The sequence below is a fragment of the Thermodesulfobium sp. genome (genome assembly GCF_053498235.1).
Genome location: NZ_JBRCUV010000036.1, coordinates 1 through 18,507 on the forward strand (window position 1 = coordinate 1; position 18,507 = coordinate 18,507).

The following is an 18,507-nucleotide window of genomic DNA, read 5'->3' on the forward strand; positions in this document are numbered from 1 at the left end:
AGTAAGTAGTCAATTAGTTGAGGAGGTGAGAAAGTTAGATAGTTATATAAAAGAATTTTTAGCAAGTGAGTAATAAAAATAAAAATTCAATAGGGAGGGATACAAAATGTTAAAAGGTTTTTTTGGAAAGCTTTATAAGACTGGGGAGTTAATTACAGAAGCTGCTAAAGCACAGGGTAGATGGCAGCTTGAGACAAGCAACACAATTTTAATGAGGAGAAAGAAGTTCTTGTTTATATTGTTTTTGCCAGTACTTGCAGGATTGGCAATGCAGTGTGCATTTGCAGCTGGTCCAGCTTATATCGGTGGTGGACACGCTTATATGCCTGCAGTAGCCACTACTCAAATGCTTTGTGGTATTCTTATAGTTGGTTTATTATCTGGTCTGATCACTGGAGTTATAGGTGCTGGTGGAGGATACGTTCTTACTCCTGCTCTAATGACACTCGGAGTAAGGGGGATAATGGCAGTTGGAACAGATCAATTTGCAATATTTGCAAACGCAATACTAGGAACAACTTTGCATAAAAAGTTAGGCAATGTAAATCTTTGGTTAGCAGTTTGGTTTGTAGTAGGATCTTTTGTGGGGGTTACAACAGGAGCAGCAATTAATAGACATATCTATGCATTAAGCCCAGCTTTAAGCGATGCATTTATTTCCACTGTATATGTAATATTGCTCGGCATACTTGGATTCTACTCAACAATGGATTATATAAAGCTAAGAAGGGGGCAAAAGGATACTTCGAAAAAAGCAGTTTTGGATGTTAGAACAAGCTTTTCGCGTTGGCTTCAAAGTATTCCCCTAAAGCCTAGAATAAAGTTTGACGATCACATCTTCGAAGGCGGATTAAGTATATCAGTATATCCAGTTGTTATATGCGGTTTCACAGTAGGTTTTGTAGCAGCAATAATGGGTGTTGGTGGAGGATTTTTGACATTCCCTCTCTTCGTATATGGATTAGGAGTTTCAACCTTCACAACAGTAGGTACAGATATACTTCAAATAATCTTTACAACAGCCTATTCGTCAATCTTTAACTATGCAATATATGGCTATATCTTCTACAGTGTAGCAATAACAATGCTTCTCGGTTCCCTTATAGGAGTTCAAATCGGTGCTATGGTAACAACATTCGTAAAGGGTGCAACAATTAAGCTTTTCTACGCTTTAACCATCTTGGCCGGGTTCGTAAACAGGCTTGCAGCATTGCCTCCACGACTTTCAGATGCAAACATTATCTCTATAAGCAAAGAAACCTCAAATGCCCTAACAATGATAGGAACAATTGTGTTTTTTGGTTTAGTAGCTCTATTTGGATTTTTTGTGCTGTATACATTTTTTACTAACATAATAATTTCGAAAAAGGTAGTAAAAGAAAATCTTGAGTCAAAGAAAATTTCTTAGAAATACAAACGAGAGGAGTGAGAAAAATGTTATCTAACAAGAGAAAGCTTCAAATAGGTCTTGTAGGAATAATAAGTTTCATGGCAATGTTGATAGTATGGCTCAGCCCTGTCGCGCCAGGGCATCTAACGGGGCTTCAGTGGGCGGATCAATTTTTCAACGGTTTAACAAAGGCATCAGCTTATCAATTTCCAAAGGTATTTAAAGATAGTGAAAATTTTGTTGGCAAACCATTTACATTAAATTATCGTGCTACAAATGAAGATGAAGCAAAGATGCTCGAAAAGTTATATACCTCTTTTGGTGCTAAGGTTAACGCTCAAGGAACTTCTTTGACTATAAGCGGCGATTTAGGGAAGGTATCTCAGGGAATTCTTTCATACAGCGAAGACTTTTTTAATAACAGAAGAAAGGAAATGACACTCGTATTAGGTTTTGAAAGTAAAGATGGACTATATGCGCTATACCTGTCTCAACTGGCACTAGAAAAATATTATCTTAGAAACAATCAACCAGCAGAACTAAAATTTATTAGAGAGGTTGTAGAAAGAGGAATAGAACCAGCCTACAATTTTGACGGAATTGTTGCAGCTGGATCTCCAAAGCCTGCTGAGGGAGAATATGCGCTGGGAGCTCTTAGAAGTTATCCAAGCATAGAAAAAAGCCCTATTGGGATTAAAGAGATGATAATGCTAAGTGGATTAATATTATTCTATTTACTGTATACTTGCTGGTACGGTTTTTCTCTAATGTATCTGCTAGAAGGCGCAGGAATATCAAAGCTGAGCAAGGCAAAAAGAGAAGAGGCTTAAGAATTAATATTGAGGGCACATTAAAGATGTGCCCTCTTAAAAATTTGTTCAAGAGAGGTGAGAAGGGTGAATCCAATTCTAATAATAATAAAGGATTTAAAAAGTGATAGAAATGTTATAAAAAGTGGACTTGAAAAGGCAGTTGAAGAAGGTAGGCCTGCAATAGTAGCAAAGATAATAGAAAGGCCAGAATACCTTGGTGTATACAATCCACAAGCAGAGGAGTATATCGTTCAAAGGGCTTGGCAAGAAGTCGAAAAGGCAATTGAAGAAGGTAAGAAATTAGGAATTAATGTTTATGGGCTTGTAAAAATAGGTATACTAGAAGAAAAGATCGATGAAATAGCAAGAGAAGTTAAGGCACAGTTAGTTGTAATAGGTCAAAAGAAAATAAATGGTTTTAAAAAATTAATATTTGGGCACAACAGTAAAAGAGACAGTTTTGAATATATCTGCCCTGTGTTACTTGTTGGAAAAAAATAGAAATATAAAACCAAAACTGTGTTAGAATTTTTTAAAAAAGCAATGTGGGGAGTAATGACATCTTTAAAAATTTTCTTAAAAATCCTTATTTAGTACTGATACTTAGTTTAATAAGTATTTTTTTATTTTTTTTGCTGATTATTTTAAATGCAGATTTTAGCTTGCAACCTGATTCGTATATAAATCTAAGTGAAAAGCTTTCAAATAGTTATCTCGAACAAAAAAGAACCAACCTTTTAAGAGTGGTTGTTTCATCCAATCTTAGTCCAAAAGAAACAATTCATATCTATCAACCACTATTACAGTATATTTCCAAAAAAACTGGATTTCAATGTGTACTTATGCAAAAAAAAACAAATTTTGAAATCAAAGACCTATTCAATTCCAAATCAGTAGACATAGGTATAATAACAGCAAGCGCATATGTACTTGACCAAGATCAAATGAACATTATAGCGATACCAGTAATAAATAATGACTTAACTTTTTCGTCAGTTATTATTTCAAATAAAGACAACATAAGAAAGTTTGAAGATTTGAAGGGAAAATCAATAGCATTTACTGATATTGCATCCTTTTCAGGTTATCTTATACCTTTGTATTACCTAAAGGAAAACAATCTCGACATAAACTACTTTTCCAATCATATTTTTACATTTAACAGTTCTGACTCTATTAGCGCACTCTTAGACAACATAGTCGATGCCGCAGCTTTAAATAGTAAATTTTTTAAAACGTATATAAAGGAAAATCCTGAAAAGTCACAAAACTTACACATTGTATGGCAATCTCCAATCAGAATCGGAAATCCGCCTGTTGTAGCCAGGAAAGACATAAACCCAGAAATTGAAAAGAGAATTAAAGACGTGCTTATCAATATGAATAGCGATCCTGAAGGAGAAAGAATTCTTAAAGCTCTTGGATATGACAAATTTTCACAATCTCAGCCAACACTTTATTTACCAATTAAAATGATACTTAAAAAATTTGAACAATGAGTTTAAAAACAAAAATTTTAATTATAAATATCTTTTCAATTTTTATAATAACTTTAGGAATAGCCCTAGGAATAAAAATTATATTAACACAAAATTTTGAAGACAGGCTGATCCTGAGAACTAAAAACATAGCCTCTACTCTCTCGAATAGTATTATAGAACCACTATTATCAAATAACATTTATTCAGCCCATCAGATCCTTTTGCAATATAAAGAAAACAATCCAGAAATAAGCTATATTAACGTTATAAGTAACCAAAATGATGTACTTTGCAGCACCTTTAGTAGCGGTTTTCCAAAAGAGCTTTATCTTTTACAAATTAGTAGTACAGAAATTGATACAAAAGTTTTTTCATCCGAAATAGGTAAGATTATTGACGTTAAATATCCAATTGCAGATGGTGCTCTAGGTTACATTCACATTGGAGTTACAGAAAAGGAAACAGAAAAACGAATACAAGAAATAATAGAAAAAATTCTTCTGTTTGGACTCTTTATTAATTTATTAGCATCTATTTTACTTTATAAACTTACAAATTCAATAACTAATAATTTAAGAAAGTTAACGCTTTACGCAAAAGATATAGCACTTGGTAAAAAGGTCTCACAGCCAACGATAAAAACTAATGATGAAGCAGGAGAATTATTCATTTCATTTAAACATATGTTAACAGCTTTAGAAAAATCAGCAAAGGAAGAGTTAAAACTAATTACAAAGCTAAAAGATGAAGAAATAAAAAGTGAACTTTTAAAGAGAACTATGGAAACAACAGAAAAAGAAAGACAAAGGATTTCAATGGAAATTCATGATTCTGTTATGCAAAATCTTGCGTCAATAAACATTATGTTAAAGATATTCCAATCAAAATTGGATCAAAGTAAAAGATTAGAGATAGAAAGTATACAAAAATTAATAGATAAAACAATAGGAGAACTCAGAAATATTGCAAAAAATCTTAGACCTCCTCAATTAGAAAAATTAGGTTTAAAATCAAGTTTAGAGTCTTTCTTCGATGAAATTGAAAAAAGACATAATTTAAAAATAAATTTTGACTTTTCAATAAATGAGGAAAAATTAGATTGGACTTGGTCAATTAATACTTATAGAATAATACAAGAGGCAATATCTAATATTGTTAAACACTCTGAAGCAAATAGTGCTTCTATTTCGGTTAAAGAAATAGACAATAAAATTGAACTTGAAATAAAGGATGACGGAAAAGGATTTGATGTTGAAGAAATTTTAAACAAAAAGATAGATAGATTGGGAATTATTGATATGAAAGAGAGAACAAAAACATATGGCGGAGAATTTATAATAAATTCTATAAAAGGAGGTGGAACAGTTGTCAAAATCTCTTTTCCAAAACCCAAAAACAATGATAATAGTTGATGATCACGCCATATTAAGAGCAGGCCTGAAGGCATTAATCCAAGAACATCAAGAAAAATTTAACATAATTGAAGAAGCATCTAACGGAGTGGAGGCTATTGAAAAAATAAAGAAATTACAACCAGATATTGTAATACTAGATATTTCTCTACCTGATGTAAGTGGTTTAGACTTAATAGATCCAATAAAAAAATCTGCATCCAAAGCTAAAGTACTCATATTAAGTATGTTTGAGGATGAGACAATGATTGTTAAAGCCTTAAAAATGGGGGCAAATGGATTCATACCAAAAAGATTGGCTTATAATGAATTAATTGAGGCACTTGAAACAGTTTCAAACACAGATGATACGTATATTCCTTCTTGCCTTGCAAAAACAGTATTAAGAGGAATGTTAAATAAAGAAAAGGGGGCAAAGCTTAGCACAAGGGAAAGCCAAGTCTTAAGATACACCGCCCTAGGTTACGGAAATAAAGAGATAGCAAAAAAGCTTAACCTTTCAGTTAAAACTATAGAAACATATAAACTAAGAATTTCAGAAAAGATAAACGCCCAAAGAAAATCTGATTTGGTCAAATACGCCATTAAAGAGGGGCTTTTAAAGGAAGAAGAGAAAATAGACATCTCAAATCTTGAAGAAAAACCCGATTAGATGAGTTCCTTTGAACAATCAACTTTCTACGATGCTAAAATTGTAGTTTCAATTTTAATTCTTCTATTTTTGCTCTTTGTGCTTTCAGTTGGAAAATCTCCATATTTCAAAATTAATAGGGCTTCAAGTGCAATTATCAGCTCTTGCTTTGTAATAATTTTTAGAATTCTAAACTTTGATCAAGCAGTAAGCTCTGTAGATATTAGAACGATAGTACTACTATTCAATATGATGATCCTATCAGGAAGTTTGAAATTAGCTGGATTCTTTCCGATGGCAGGTTCATTTCTTATCTCACATGCAAAAAATAGAATTGTACTGCTATATTTAACAATTTTCATTACAGGAATTCTTTCTATTGTAATAATAAACGATGTAGTTTGTTTATTATTTACCCCAATAGTCATAATAGTATGTTCTAGAACTAAAACATATCCGATACCATTCTTATTGGGGGTAGCTCTTGCATCCAACATAGGAAGCACATGTTCTTTAATTGGAAACCCACAAAATATAATGATTGCAAATTTATCAAAAATACCATTTACAACATACTTTATCAAAACATTCCCAATAAGTTTACTCGGATTAACATTAGCTGCAGTATCTTTACATATAACTTACAAAGATAAACTGCCAAAAGACGTTTTGAACATAAAATATAGAAAATTCGTTTTCCACAAGTATCTAACTTATAAAAGTATCTTAATTTTGCTTTTTGTAGTATTTGGATTTGTGATAAATCTCAATCAAGTTATAATTTCTAGCCTTGGAGTTGCATTTCTAATGTTGACAAGAAGAATAAAGTCAGAAAAACTCCTCAAAGAAGTAGATTATAGCCTTCTTCTTACATTCATTGGACTCTTTATAGTGATAGGAGGAGTGGAAAAAAGTGGAGTTATAAATATTTTGGTCAACGATATAGGATACAACCTTTTTAAAAATACAACCTTTTTCTCATTTTTAACAGCAATATTATCAAACATCATTGGTAACGTTCCAGCAGTAATGATGCTGCGCTATCTTATACCAAATGAAAATGCTACTTATGGATGGACAATGTTAGCTGTAATTTCAACATTGGCAGGCAACCTAACCCTTACAGGTTCAATTGCAAACCTAATAGTCGCTGAAATTGCTAAAAAGAATAAAATTGAGGTAAAATTTCTAGACTATTTGAAAATTGGCTTTCCAACCACAATATTTCTTATAATTTTTAGTATATTAGTTATAAGATAATTAATCAAATCTTCTAAAGAGATCTAAAATTTTTCCAAACAACAAGACAAATAAAATTGTTATGGCAATTCTTCCAAAGAAGATAATTACAAAATTTGCCCCAATAGCTACAAATATTGCAGTATCTTCAATCATCGCATGAGATAAAACCAAAAAGATATTTATTAGAATGATCTCTTTTGTGTTTATTAAGCCCTTTTTTACTTCATCCATCATGGTACCAGCGCCATATATAAGTCCAAATATAACCCCAGCTGCCAAGGGTATAGCAGAATTTTTTGAAAAACCAAGGTATTTAATAATTTTTGCAACGTTATTACAAAAGACATCCCAAAATGGACTTCTCTTGAAAGTCTCTATAAAAATCATAAGAGGAACGACTATCATGGTGATAGTCAAAAGAGTACTCAATGAACCAAAAAGTGCGTCTTGTATGATTTCAATCATCTTAAAACCACATTAAGCAAAAAACCTGCAATAAAAGATGTAAGAATTCTAAAAAAAGTTATAAAAAATGGATTAACTCCTATTCTTGAACAGATTGCGCCCTCCAAAATAAGACTATGTGCTATCAAAACCATTGTTGCAAGAATCGTTATTTCTCTTGAATTAAGACCCAATCCAATAATAACTCCTACAGCCGAATAAATATTTAAGAGATAGCCTGTAATTAAAACCAAAGAAGCATCGCCTGGAAGACCGAAATATTTCATAAATGGAGAAAATATTGTATCCAAATAATACATAAGTGGAGTAGCCTTAAGGATTGTTACCACAAAAAAGACAGGCACAACTATCTTTGCAAGATTTATAGTTGTGGTAACCCCCTTAAAAAAGCCAACTTTTATACCTTCTAAAAGAAAGCTATTAGTCATGTGTATAATTATATCAAAGAAAGCTAATAGACAAACGTTTTGTCAAACGTAAAGGTATATAAAGTATATAATAAATATATAAATTTAAACTCTATTTTAAACTGGAGAAAGTGGGAAATGAAAATAATACATATCTTTTCTGGTGGCTTAGACTCTACTACCCTTTTATACTATCTTTTAGATAAAGGCCACAAAGTTAAGACAATAAGCTTCTTCTACGGTCAAAAGCATAAAAAGGAGCTCGAATGCTCAAGAAAGATCTCTGATTTGCTCAAAATAGAAAATAAAGTGATTGACTTAAGTTCCTTAAAGACAATTTTTGGACAAAGTTCTTTAACAAGTGACGTGGATGTACCAGAAGGACATTATAATGATTTCAACATGAGATCTACAGTAGTGCCAAATAGAAATATGATTTTTTTGTCTATTGCAATATCATACGCAATATCATCAAATTTTGATGCAGTATCAATAGGAGTTCACGCTGGAGATCACGCAATATACCCAGATTGTCGACCTGTATTCATAAACAAAATGCAAGAGGTCGCAAAGGTATCGGATTACAAAGAAACTACTATACTTACACCTTTTCTATATCTAAAAAAATATGAAATCGTAAAAATTGGCCTGGAATTAAAAGTACCCTATGAACTAACATGGACATGTTATAAAGGAGGAGAAAAACCATGCTTAAAATGCGGTTCATGTTCAGAAAGGTTAGAAGCATTTGAGTTAAACAACGTAAAAGATCCTTTAACTCTTATTTAGATCTTTTTTGGCATCTTCCACTACACGGTGGACATCAGCCAAGCATCAAGTGCCCTTTGGATTATTCAAATGACATGCACATTGACCATCTTTCTTTTTGTTAACTATAAATTGTTGAATCTTAGAAATTCCATTGTGCTTTATTACGTCTTCCTTTATTTCATCATCAGTAAAACCGAAACAATAGCAAATAATCTGACTCATAATTCACCACTTTTCTAAATTATTATATTTTTATTATAATAGAAATATAATTATAAGTAAATAAAGGAGGTGTTGTCCATGTTTATAAGATGATTCTGAGAAATAGTTCTTAATAGATACGTAGTTTACGTATCAAACAATCTAAAAAAGAGAGGAGAAAATTTATGGACAACACCGAAATGTACAAATCGCTTGATATAGATTTAAAAGCTCACGATGCCCTAATGGGGGCACTTCCTGTACTATTTCAAGAATGCTTTTTAAACAAAGAGCAGGAACTCAAAAACCTTTCATACTTTTATTCAGTAATCGCAGATATACATGGAGCAAGAGTAAAAGAACTAGTAGATCACAAAACTAAGGGTCCTGTTATTGGATCTTTTTGCATTTATGTACCAGAAGAGATTGTTCTGGCAGCATGTGGACAGCTGGTAGGTCTGTGTGCAGGAGCTGACTTCTGGGTTCCATATGGCGAACAGGTAGTCCCGAAAAATCTTTGCCCACTCATAAAGGCAGGAGTCGGCGCAAAATATTCAAGAACCTGTCCATACTTTCAGGTTGTAGATCTGTTAATCGGAGAAAATACCTGTGATGGCAAGAAAAAAACATGGGAAATATTTTCTGATATGGTAGACATGTATATCATGGATATGCCAAACAAAAAGAGCAATGAAGGATTAAAACTCTGGCAAGAGGAAGTAAAAAATTTATGCAATTTCTTAGAGAAAAAGTTTAGCAAATCAATTACATTCGATTCTCTTCTAAACGGCATACAAAAGGTAAACGCAAAAAGAAATGCGCTAAGAAGACTCTATAACACGAGAAAAAACTCACCTACTCCAATATCAGGAATTGATGCCCTGCTGGTAACGCAAATAGGCTTTTATGATGATATAGAAAGATATACAAAAATGGTAGATGCCTTAGCTCAGGAATGTGAAGAAAGAGCATCATCATTAAGTTCGAAAAATAATAGCAAAAAAAGAATATTAGTTACAGGCTCGCCAATGGTCGTGCCTAACTGGAAGATTCACCACGTAATAGAAACAAGCGGTGCTGATGTAGTGGTTGAAGAAAATTGTACAGGTACAAGGTATTTCAAGGACAACGTTTCAATAGAAAATGCATCAACCAAAGAGGACCTGTTAAAGAACATATCAGATAGATATATAAATAACATAAATTGTGCATGTTTTTCTCCAAATATAGGCCGAGAAGAAGATATTTTAAGCCTTTGTAAAGATTATAGAGTTGACGGTATTGTGTATGTATCCCTTAGCTTTTGCACTACGTATATGGTAGAGGCAGAAAGAATAAGAAAGGTAGCAAAAGAAAATAATATACCAATGATTACATTAGAGTCAGATTACTCATTTGGAGATTTGGGACAACTCAGAACAAGAATAGAGGCTTTCGTAGAAAACCTATGAAGTTGCTTGGTTTGGATATAGGATCAAGGAGCATAAAATGGGTGCTTTATGAGAAAAGTTCAAACTCTATTTTAGACAAAGGAATATTGGATAGTACACCTTATAACCTCGAAAGGATAGAAGAAAATATCCCTTCTTTTGATCAGATTAGTCTTACTGGATATGGCAGACACAATTTAAACGACATTTTAAAACCAAGATCTCCAAAAATAATCTCAGAGATAACTTGCCATGCTAAGGGAGCAAGATTTATAGAACCAGAGCAATATTATCTATTAGACATTGGCGGACAAGACACAAAATTTATAGTGTTAGATAAATCTGGAAAAATTATAGATTTCAAATTAAACGACAGATGCTCAGCTGGAACAGGTAGATATATTGAAAATATGGCAAGAATATTGGACGTAGAAATCCAAGAGTTTATAGATATGGCTGTTAAATCAAATAAACCATCAAATATAAACTCAATGTGCACTGTCTTTGCAGAGAGCGAAATAATAAGTTTAATTCATTCCAGGGAAAGAACAGAAGATATTGCTGCAGGAGTAATAAAGTCTCTAATACTTAGAACAAAGGCTTTGATTGGAACAAACAAGACAGACGAAAATATATTGCTTTTAGGAGGACTCTCAGAATTACAGAATATAGAAGTTTTATTTGAAAGATTTGATTTAAGAATCAAGAAAAATGCTCTCTCAAGGTATACGGGCGCGCTAGGTGCAGCGTTAGCTTTACTAGATTAAATTAATCACCCCTATTGACATTTTATCATAAAAGATTTAATATTATGAAAAATAAGCAATAGGGGTGAAAATATGCAAAGAACTGGTTTCCCATCTCCAGCAAGAAATTATGAAAAACTTGATTTAGATTTAAACAGGCTGGTAGTAGATAGTCCATCTTCAACCTTTTTCTTCAGGACGAAAAGAGATTATAAAGAATTGAATTTGAAAAATGGCGATATCATAGTAGTCGATAGATCAAAAAAGCCAAGGAATTCAGATTTATTAGTTGTTTTACTAGACGGACATCTTACAATAAAAGATAATTCTGACCTAACTGCAGAAACAGAAATATTTGGCAAGATTACATATGTCATTAGAAAACTTTGAAAGTTTTTTTGCGCTAATAGACTGCAATAACTTTTACGTATCATGCGAGAGGTTGTTTAATCCAGCTCTGCTGCACAGGCCTGTCGTAGTGCTATCAAACAATGATGGATGTATAATTGCAAGGTCCAATGAAGCAAAGGCACTGGGAATAAAAATGGGCATTCCGTACTTCAAAGTAAGAGATTTTCTCAAAAAAAACAAAGTTATAGTTATATCGTCTAATTATGAAATATATGAAGACATATCGAAAAGATTTATTAACATAATAAGATCTAAGATATGTTTTGTAGAGGCATATTCAATAGATGAGGCATTTATAGAATTAAATGGAGTGTTTAAAAAGAAAAGGTTTGAATTTTGTAAAAATTTAAAAGATGAAATATATAGACTCATAGGAATACCAGTCTCGATAGGAATAGGCAGGACAAAAACTCTCGCAAAGGTTGCAAATAAGATAGCCAAAAAGGATAAAAATCTCAATGGCATATTTGATATAACAGGAAAAGAAGAAGAAGTACTAAAAAACTTTGAAGTAAAAGATGTTTGGGGAATTGGGAATAGTAAGGCCAATTACCTGAAAAATATAGGGATAACAAACGCTCTAGATCTATCAAAAATAGACGATTCATTCGCCAAAAAATCTCTTAGCATAAGAGGACTGATTACAATCCTTGAGCTAAGGGGGATAAAGTGCATAAAGCTGCAAGAAGAAAAAACTAAACAAAAAGAGATAATAGTGTCCAGATCTTTTGGATGTGATATTTTTGATTACAAAAGCTTAAGAGAAAGTGTTTCTTACTTTGCGATCACCGCTGTAAATAATATGAGGAGTTTGAATTTATATACCAAAACGATATCTGTTTTTATAGCCTCAAATCCATTCAAAGAGAATTTTTACGCCAATCAAAAAGAAGTTAACCTCGATTTCTATACGCAGGATGTATTTCTTATACTAAACAAAGTAGAATACTGTTTAAATAAAATATTTAAAGATAAAATAGGCTATAAAAAAGCAGGTGTTATATTGAAAAACTTATCTACAAACCAGTTTGCTTTAGGAAGCTTGTACACAAATTTAGAAGAAGAAAATAAATACAATCTTATGAAATCTATCGATCTGATAAATAAGAAAATAAAGAAAGATGCTGTTTTCTTTGCAGTTGAGGGGGTAGATAGAACCTGGCAAGCAAGAAGGAGACATGCAATACATCGCACAAGTGAAATAGATATTATTTAGAAACAAATATAAGAAATTTCTGGTATGCTACAATATACAAGCCTATGTCAAGATCCACAGACGAGAAAGGAGAAGAATAGATGGATTTTTTACTTTCAATTAGTCCCATTGTAATTATTCTTTTGGGAATGACAATTTTTGCAAGATCAGGTTTTTTAATGTCTGTATTAGCATGGATTTTTACGTTCTTTTTAGCACTCGTATTTTTTAAAACTCCATTTGATGTCTGTTTAAACGCTACAATATTTGGCATCCTAAAATCTTTAAGCATCTCGTTAGCAGTACTTTTCACCATGTTGTTAATATTCATAATGAAGATCACAAAAGCGCTTGATTCTATTGCTTATAGTCTCAAAAATATTTGTAAAACAAGAGAAGAACAAATAATGTTTCTGGGACTTGGCTTTGGTTCTCTCGCAACATCTTTAGGCGTAGTAACCCCTGCTCTATTTCCACCGCTTCTTCTTACTCTTGGATTTGCTCCTGTTACGGCTATAGCAATATCAGTTCTTTGCTACGATCCGTTAACGTCATTTGCTCTTCTATCAATCCCTATAACAGTGCCTTCAGAGGTCGCATGGCAGGCATTCAAGATTCAACCACAGGGCATATCAGATTTAAACTATTTCATTAACGCTTTTACCCTAAACATATCACTATTTTTGCCATTTATTTCGGTAGGCTTTGCATTTATGATGCTTTATTTCGTTGATGGTATACATTCTATAAAAAAGGGTTTTTTAAGCGCTCTCTTAAGCGGTTTGGTGCTCGGACTTAGCTGTCTAGTTTTGTCTATTACAAAAATATTTCCGGTGCAAATAATAGGGACAATTTCTGGCTTTGTAACTATGATTTTTGTAATTATATACCAAAAAAATATAAATTCCAAAAAAAATGAGACATCTATAGAAACAGAAAAACCAACAATGCCTATATTAAGAGCAATATCCCCATGGGTGTTACTATTTTTATTTGCATTAGTAACCAATCTTCCAGGATTTAACAAGTTTTTATCAGACTTACCTGGGAAGTATGAGATAATTACTCTCTACAAAAATCAGACAGTTGACCTTAACATACTATCTTCTATATGGTTTTGGATAATGATAACTTCAATACTATCAATCTTTTTATTGAAGCCCACCAAAGAACAGCTTTTTTCAACTATAAATTTATGGTTAAAGAGATCGTTTTCCCCCTTTGTGGCATATTCTATATGCTTTTCAATTGCAATGATAATGGCATGGTCTGCTATGTCAAGTAACTCTGGCATATTAGCGCCAAGCGCTTATTACTCTTCTTTTAATATGGATAGGATTATAGCCATAAAGATAGCAATGCTTTCTGGCATAGTATTTACTACCCTAATACCATATCTTGGGCTGATAGGCTCATTTATAGGCGGATCGGAAACGGCTTCAAACGTGTTTTTTGCGAAGATATTGTATGAATCAGTAAAAAGCGTAGGCTATGAAAATTATTTTATGATAATTTTCGGCGCTCATGCAGTAGCAGGAGGAATTGCCTCAGCTATAACTCCTGCAAAGATTACTAATGCTGCAATGACAATTGGATGCAGTGGGAAAGAAGAATCAGAATTCATGAAAAAGGCTATATTACCGGTTATTATTTGTACCCTTTTGACAGGAATAATTTTAACTATTTTTATAGCTTGTGGCATTAAATAATAAAAATAAGTCCTCCATTAAATCCTAATGGAGGACTTATTACCTATCGCTATATTACTTACCAACAACAGGTATCAGATTTGGAAATACATAAGCATACATCAACCCGACAAGACCAACTAAAACAGCAAGCAAGAAACTATGAATAAGAGCCGATCTAAACAATGGAGCAAAGGATTCCTCTGCAATCTTTCTATCAGAAAAAGTAGCAGCAAGAGCAACAACAATTGACTGAGGACTTATCATCTTTCCCATTACACCGCCAGCACTGTTAAGAGCAGTAGAGAGAATTGGGTTAATTTTTAACTGTTCAGCAGTAATCTTCTGAAGGTTCCCGAAAAGTGCGTTTGAAGAGGTATCTGAACCTGTCAAGAATACTCCTAAGTATCCTAGCATAGCCGAGAAAAACGGAAATGCTGACCCAGTAGATGCAAAAGCCAAAGCAAGCTGAACGTCCATACCTGCATATTTATAAAGGAATGCTATACCAACGATTGAAGGAACAACAACAAAAGGCGCCTTCATTCTATTAAAAGTCGTATTAAAGGCATCGCCCCATTGAGATGCAGACAGCCTCAGCCATAAACCAGAAAGAATAGCTGCAAGCAAAATTCCAGTACCTGTAGCGCTTAGTAGTGGCAAGACAAAAATAGCATCCTTCAAAACAGTGGGTTTAGGTACTACAGGTGGCATTTTCGTAACCATGCCATTTAACCCTTCCATTGGGAACTTGAAAACAAGCACTGAACCAAGAGCTTTTGATATTGAGGGAGTTCCCCACATAATTATGATAACAACCAAAATTATCCATGGAACCCATGCATAGAACGTCTCACCAGCTGAATATTCCTTTACAGCGTTCTTTGCCCAGTCTGCCGTCCAGACGTTCTTTGGAGACCAAAATTGGAGAAATACTGCAAGACATATAATAGAAACAATACCCGCTAAGATGTCAATTAACTGCGGACCAAGATGTTGTGCTAAAAAATATTGTGTTAAAGCAAAAGATATACCTGATACAAAAGCAGCAGGAAAGACTTCAAATAGATCTGACATGCTCTTTTTCTCAAGCAAGATTACATAAGTAAACATAATCCAGAATGGAACCAAGAAAGAAAAGAATGGTAAAATTCTTCCTGTCATCGCAGTAATGTCGTTTACTGGTAAACCTGTAACCTGAGCCATCATGATCATAGGAATACCTACTCCTCCAAAAGCAACAGGAGCCGTATCTCCCAAAAGACAAAGAAGTGCTGCCTCAAGAGGTGCGATTCCCATTCCCACCAATATTGCCGCACACACTGCAACAGGAGTTCCAAAACCTGCAGCTCCCTCTAAGAATGCTCCAAAACCGAATGCAACGATCAAGACCTGTACCCTCTTGTCCTGAGTAATTTTCATAATGCTATGACGCATAACGTCAAAGGATCCTGATATCACCGTCATTTCGTAAAGGAATAAAACTGTTATTACTATCCAGCAAATTGGATAAAGGCCGATCAGTGCTCCTAAAAACCAAGCAAGAAACGCCTGATTTAAAGGCATTTTATAGATGCCTACTGCAATAACAAGAGCTACTATTGCAGCGGTAACGGTTGCGAAACGGGCATCAACCCCAAGCTTCTTTCTTCCCTGAGAGTCCTTCCCTGGGTGCAATGCCAACAAATAAAGCAAGATAATCAAAGGCAAAGCAGCACAAAAAACTGATAGTGCGAAATTGTTCAGTGGATCATAGTTCTGTACGAACATAAATTACCCCCTTATATTTTTTATTGAAACCATAAGAATTGCTAATACATATCACCGCCTTTCTCTTATCTAAGCCATTTATTTACCTTTGGCATTTTATTATATTTGGTATACAAGAAAAAATCAAGAGTAAATCAATATTAAGAATTGCTTGACAATTCAAATAATTAGGAAAAATATGTTATTAGTATAATGTTAAATTAAGAATATTTTGATATGTATATGTTTTTACTGTATTTTTAAAAATTCAAATAAAAGATAGTAAAGAATAAAACTTTATCTAAGATGGGGATTTAACTCATTTCAACACGAAAGATTTTGCACGGCTTAATTTAGCACTAAAACCTATAGATCCATAATTTTATTTATTCATCTCAAAGATATTATTTTTTGATAAAATATAAAGTTCAGTAAAAAATAAAAATGTTAGTAACGTACAGAATTTTCTGTAAAAGTGAAATGATTATCAATAATGAAATATGAAAGGTCATCGTCCACTGATAGAATATAGTTAACACACACCAAAACTATTGGAGGTGGACGATGACTAAATATAATATTACATTAGATAAAGAAATTTTGCACTACCTTTTTTCAAGTAACGATAAAGGTATGAAAATGTTATTAGAACAAATAATAAATCAAATTCTTGAACAACAGAGAACAGAACAGGTTAATGCTTAAGCTATATGAACGAACAGATAATAGAAAGGCATACAGAAACGGTTATAAAACAAGAAAGTTAAATACAAGAGTAGGAAATTTAATATTAAATATTGTATCTGAACTGAGACTTCTCTCTAAAATTGTGTAAAATATTATAAAACAACCTCATTAATTTTTTCTAATTCAAATTTCAATATAAATCTCTGTCTTAATTCATAAGAAGCTCCTGCTAATTTACTGTTTGGCTTTTCCATCCATTCGTCGTGTAAATTTGATAGCTGAATAAACAAATTTGTCTCTAACATCTTATAGGAATGAAAATATCCACCATGCTCCCGCCTCATTAATTCTATTCCTGAATTTATTGACTCCACTATATTTGTGGTGTATATATGCCTTCTTATCTCTTCTGGATATTTTAAAAATGCTAAATAATTTTCCTTCTGCCTATCTATCTGTTGCGCATATTCAGGATAGTATGTCCTTACAAATTCTATCATTTCATTAAAATAATTTAATCCTTCATCATAACTTTCAGCCTCTTTTATCTTTTTCCATAGCGTATAAATCTGCTTTGTGCTCTTCAATGTTAATTTACCTTTGAGATTTCTGTAAAGATGAAGAAAACAAAGCTGATGATCAGACACAGGAAAAAGCTTCCTGATTATTTTGTTTAACCCTGAAAAATTATCCGTTACAAACACTACCACTTTACTTAAACCCCTGTTTATAAGGTCTTGAAACACTTCAGTCCAGAAACCTAAATTTTCAGAACCCTGTTTTACCCAGTAACCCAGTATGTGTTTATATCCTTTCAAATCTATTCCTACTGCAGTAAATATTGCTAATTTCTTAAGTTTACCTTCTTCCAGAATATCAGTGTTATAAGCATCTATAAAGACTGCAAAAAGTTCATGTGGCAGAGTCCTTGTTTTAAAATACTGTAGTTGCTGCGAAATTAACTCCTCAATACTCTGCATTGCAACTTCAGAATAGGCAATACCAAGAGATTTACATATTTCCTGTGTCTTTGCCTTTGTATATCCATTACTAAGTAAAGCAAGAAGAAAATTTTCATAATCCTTATCATATCTTTTCCATCTTTGAGGTAAAAGACAACTTCTAAAATTATTTCCAAATCTTACTCTTGGAATATTTAATTTGAGATTACCAAAACTAAGAGAGAGATTTCGCTGATAAAACCCATTACAAGTTGAAGAGTTTGCTTCAGTATAAAACTGTCTTTCTTTAAGCATAAAATAGTTAAGAAGTTCCTGGATAAGATAAGTAAGAGAAGGTCTGATACCTTCAGAGGCAAGCTTATCTAAAGAAGAAATTAAATTTTGAATTACCGCTTCTGGTGCTACCTCATTTCTGCTTTTTCTTGTCATATCAATCCTCCCTTTTTATTTTTTAGTATTTTAACATTACACAATTTTCTATCTAATCTCAAATACCCTTTGATATGGATGAATATTGGCAATACAGGTGCAAATATGAACCTAATAAAGTAGAACCTATTGTAAAAGAAGAATTTAATATCGAATAACTTAATTTACTAATTTAAGAAATTAATTTAGGTCATTAAATTTAGGGTTGGTTTTAAACTATGCATAAGAAGAATGTGAGGTGTATATACTACTATAGGCAGGTTTTAAAAGAAAAAAAGAAGAAAAGCATTTATTGACATTGAGTAAGTTAAGATTTATATTTTTTAAATGGGGTTGGGTTTAACTGATTCTATCAGTTGGATGAATTTACAGAAAAAATTGGACGTGATCGGTGATAG

Annotated in this window: 20 protein-coding genes; 15 read left to right on the forward strand and 5 right to left on the reverse strand. The window is 32.8% G+C overall.

Annotation, left to right across the window (positions count from 1 at the left end):
- The first annotated feature begins 106 nt into the window (after positions 1 to 106).
- The 7 genes from ACWIUX_RS04695 to ACWIUX_RS04725 all read left to right on the forward strand — a co-directional run bounded on the left by ACWIUX_RS04695 (position 107) and on the right by ACWIUX_RS04725 (position 6,986).
- The gene (locus ACWIUX_RS04695; protein ID WP_448589569.1) at positions 107 to 1,408 is read left to right on the forward strand and encodes a sulfite exporter TauE/SafE family protein; all 1,302 of its coding nucleotides are present in this window, start codon (positions 107 to 109) and stop codon (positions 1,406 to 1,408) included.
- 26 nt (positions 1,409 to 1,434) lie between these two features.
- Positions 1,435 to 2,220, forward strand: coding sequence for a hypothetical protein (locus ACWIUX_RS04700; protein WP_448589570.1), 786 nt, complete (start codon positions 1,435 to 1,437; stop codon positions 2,218 to 2,220).
- Positions 2,221 to 2,286: 66 nt separating this feature from the next.
- Positions 2,287 to 2,703, forward strand: a complete 417-nt coding sequence (locus tag ACWIUX_RS04705; protein ID WP_448589571.1) for a universal stress protein — start codon at positions 2,287 to 2,289, stop codon at positions 2,701 to 2,703.
- Positions 2,704 to 2,864: 161 nt separating this feature from the next.
- Complete coding sequence (gene phnD, locus ACWIUX_RS04710) at positions 2,865 to 3,701, forward strand: phosphate/phosphite/phosphonate ABC transporter substrate-binding protein (RefSeq protein WP_448589572.1); 837 nt, start codon at positions 2,865 to 2,867, stop codon at positions 3,699 to 3,701.
- Positions 3,698 to 5,095, forward strand: a complete 1,398-nt coding sequence (locus ACWIUX_RS04715) for a histidine kinase (protein ID WP_448589573.1) — start codon at positions 3,698 to 3,700, stop codon at positions 5,093 to 5,095. The genes phnD and ACWIUX_RS04715 overlap by 4 nt, the downstream gene beginning before the upstream one ends.
- Positions 5,049 to 5,747 (forward strand): response regulator, encoded by a 699-nt coding sequence (locus ACWIUX_RS04720; RefSeq protein WP_448589574.1) that lies wholly within the window; start codon positions 5,049 to 5,051, stop codon positions 5,745 to 5,747. The genes ACWIUX_RS04715 and ACWIUX_RS04720 overlap by 47 nt, the downstream gene beginning before the upstream one ends.
- Complete coding sequence (locus ACWIUX_RS04725) at positions 5,748 to 6,986, forward strand: SLC13 family permease (RefSeq protein WP_448589575.1); 1,239 nt, start codon at positions 5,748 to 5,750, stop codon at positions 6,984 to 6,986.
- Here the strand turns inward: ACWIUX_RS04725 and ACWIUX_RS04730 are convergent, their stop codons facing one another.
- Complete coding sequence (locus ACWIUX_RS04730; RefSeq protein ID WP_448589576.1) at positions 6,987 to 7,433, reverse strand: nucleoside recognition domain-containing protein; 447 nt, start codon at positions 7,431 to 7,433, stop codon at positions 6,987 to 6,989.
- Entirely contained in the window at positions 7,430 to 7,861 is a 432-nt protein-coding gene (locus ACWIUX_RS04735; protein ID WP_448589577.1) for a nucleoside recognition domain-containing protein, read from the reverse strand. Before ACWIUX_RS04735 ends, ACWIUX_RS04730 begins: the two co-directional genes overlap by 4 nt.
- A 117-nt stretch (positions 7,862 to 7,978) precedes the next feature.
- On the opposite strand from ACWIUX_RS04735, the gene queC reads away from it, so the two are divergent.
- Positions 7,979 to 8,629 (forward strand): 7-cyano-7-deazaguanine synthase QueC, encoded by a 651-nt coding sequence (gene queC, locus ACWIUX_RS04740; protein ID WP_448589578.1) that lies wholly within the window; start codon positions 7,979 to 7,981, stop codon positions 8,627 to 8,629.
- A gap of 45 nt (positions 8,630 to 8,674) precedes the next feature.
- Here the strand turns inward: queC and ACWIUX_RS04745 are convergent, their stop codons facing one another.
- Complete coding sequence (locus ACWIUX_RS04745) at positions 8,675 to 8,833, reverse strand: hypothetical protein (protein ID WP_448589579.1); 159 nt, start codon at positions 8,831 to 8,833, stop codon at positions 8,675 to 8,677.
- 164 nt (positions 8,834 to 8,997) lie between these two features.
- Here ACWIUX_RS04745 and ACWIUX_RS04750 point away from each other — a divergent pair, with 164 nt between their 5' ends.
- From ACWIUX_RS04750 to ACWIUX_RS04770, 5 genes are all read left to right on the forward strand, one after another.
- The gene (locus tag ACWIUX_RS04750; protein WP_448589580.1) at positions 8,998 to 10,263 is read left to right on the forward strand and encodes a double-cubane-cluster-containing anaerobic reductase; all 1,266 of its coding nucleotides are present in this window, start codon (positions 8,998 to 9,000) and stop codon (positions 10,261 to 10,263) included.
- Positions 10,260 to 11,009, forward strand: a complete 750-nt coding sequence (locus ACWIUX_RS04755) for an acyl-CoA dehydratase activase (RefSeq protein ID WP_448589581.1) — start codon at positions 10,260 to 10,262, stop codon at positions 11,007 to 11,009. The genes ACWIUX_RS04750 and ACWIUX_RS04755 overlap by 4 nt, the downstream gene beginning before the upstream one ends.
- Positions 11,010 to 11,081: 72 nt before the next feature.
- Positions 11,082 to 11,378, forward strand: a complete 297-nt coding sequence (locus ACWIUX_RS04760; protein ID WP_448589582.1) for a S24 family peptidase — start codon at positions 11,082 to 11,084, stop codon at positions 11,376 to 11,378.
- Positions 11,359 to 12,615, forward strand: coding sequence for a Y-family DNA polymerase (locus ACWIUX_RS04765; protein WP_448589583.1), 1,257 nt, complete (start codon positions 11,359 to 11,361; stop codon positions 12,613 to 12,615). The genes ACWIUX_RS04760 and ACWIUX_RS04765 overlap by 20 nt, the downstream gene beginning before the upstream one ends.
- An 80-nt stretch (positions 12,616 to 12,695) precedes the next feature.
- On the forward strand, positions 12,696 to 14,303 hold the full coding sequence (locus ACWIUX_RS04770; protein ID WP_448589584.1) for an L-lactate permease: 1,608 nt from the start codon (positions 12,696 to 12,698) through the stop codon (positions 14,301 to 14,303).
- A gap of 54 nt (positions 14,304 to 14,357) precedes the next feature.
- On the opposite strand, the gene ACWIUX_RS04775 is transcribed toward ACWIUX_RS04770, so the two are convergent.
- Positions 14,358 to 16,052: an L-lactate permease gene (locus tag ACWIUX_RS04775; protein ID WP_448589585.1), complete on the reverse strand. Its 1,695-nt coding sequence runs from the start codon at positions 16,050 to 16,052 to the stop codon at positions 14,358 to 14,360.
- Between the two features lie 543 nt (positions 16,053 to 16,595).
- Between ACWIUX_RS04775 and ACWIUX_RS04780 the strand changes: the two genes are divergently transcribed.
- Both ACWIUX_RS04780 and ACWIUX_RS04785 read left to right on the forward strand, forming a co-directional pair.
- Positions 16,596 to 16,736, forward strand: coding sequence for a hypothetical protein (locus ACWIUX_RS04780; RefSeq protein ID WP_448589586.1), 141 nt, complete (start codon positions 16,596 to 16,598; stop codon positions 16,734 to 16,736).
- Positions 16,729 to 16,866, forward strand: coding sequence for a transposase (locus ACWIUX_RS04785; protein WP_448589587.1), 138 nt, complete (start codon positions 16,729 to 16,731; stop codon positions 16,864 to 16,866). The genes ACWIUX_RS04780 and ACWIUX_RS04785 overlap by 8 nt, the downstream gene beginning before the upstream one ends.
- A 4-nt stretch (positions 16,867 to 16,870) precedes the next feature.
- Here ACWIUX_RS04785 and ACWIUX_RS04790 read toward each other — a convergent pair whose 3' ends face one another.
- Positions 16,871 to 18,109, reverse strand: a complete 1,239-nt coding sequence (locus ACWIUX_RS04790) for an IS256 family transposase (protein ID WP_448589588.1) — start codon at positions 18,107 to 18,109, stop codon at positions 16,871 to 16,873.
- Positions 18,110 to 18,507 lie beyond the last annotated feature (398 nt).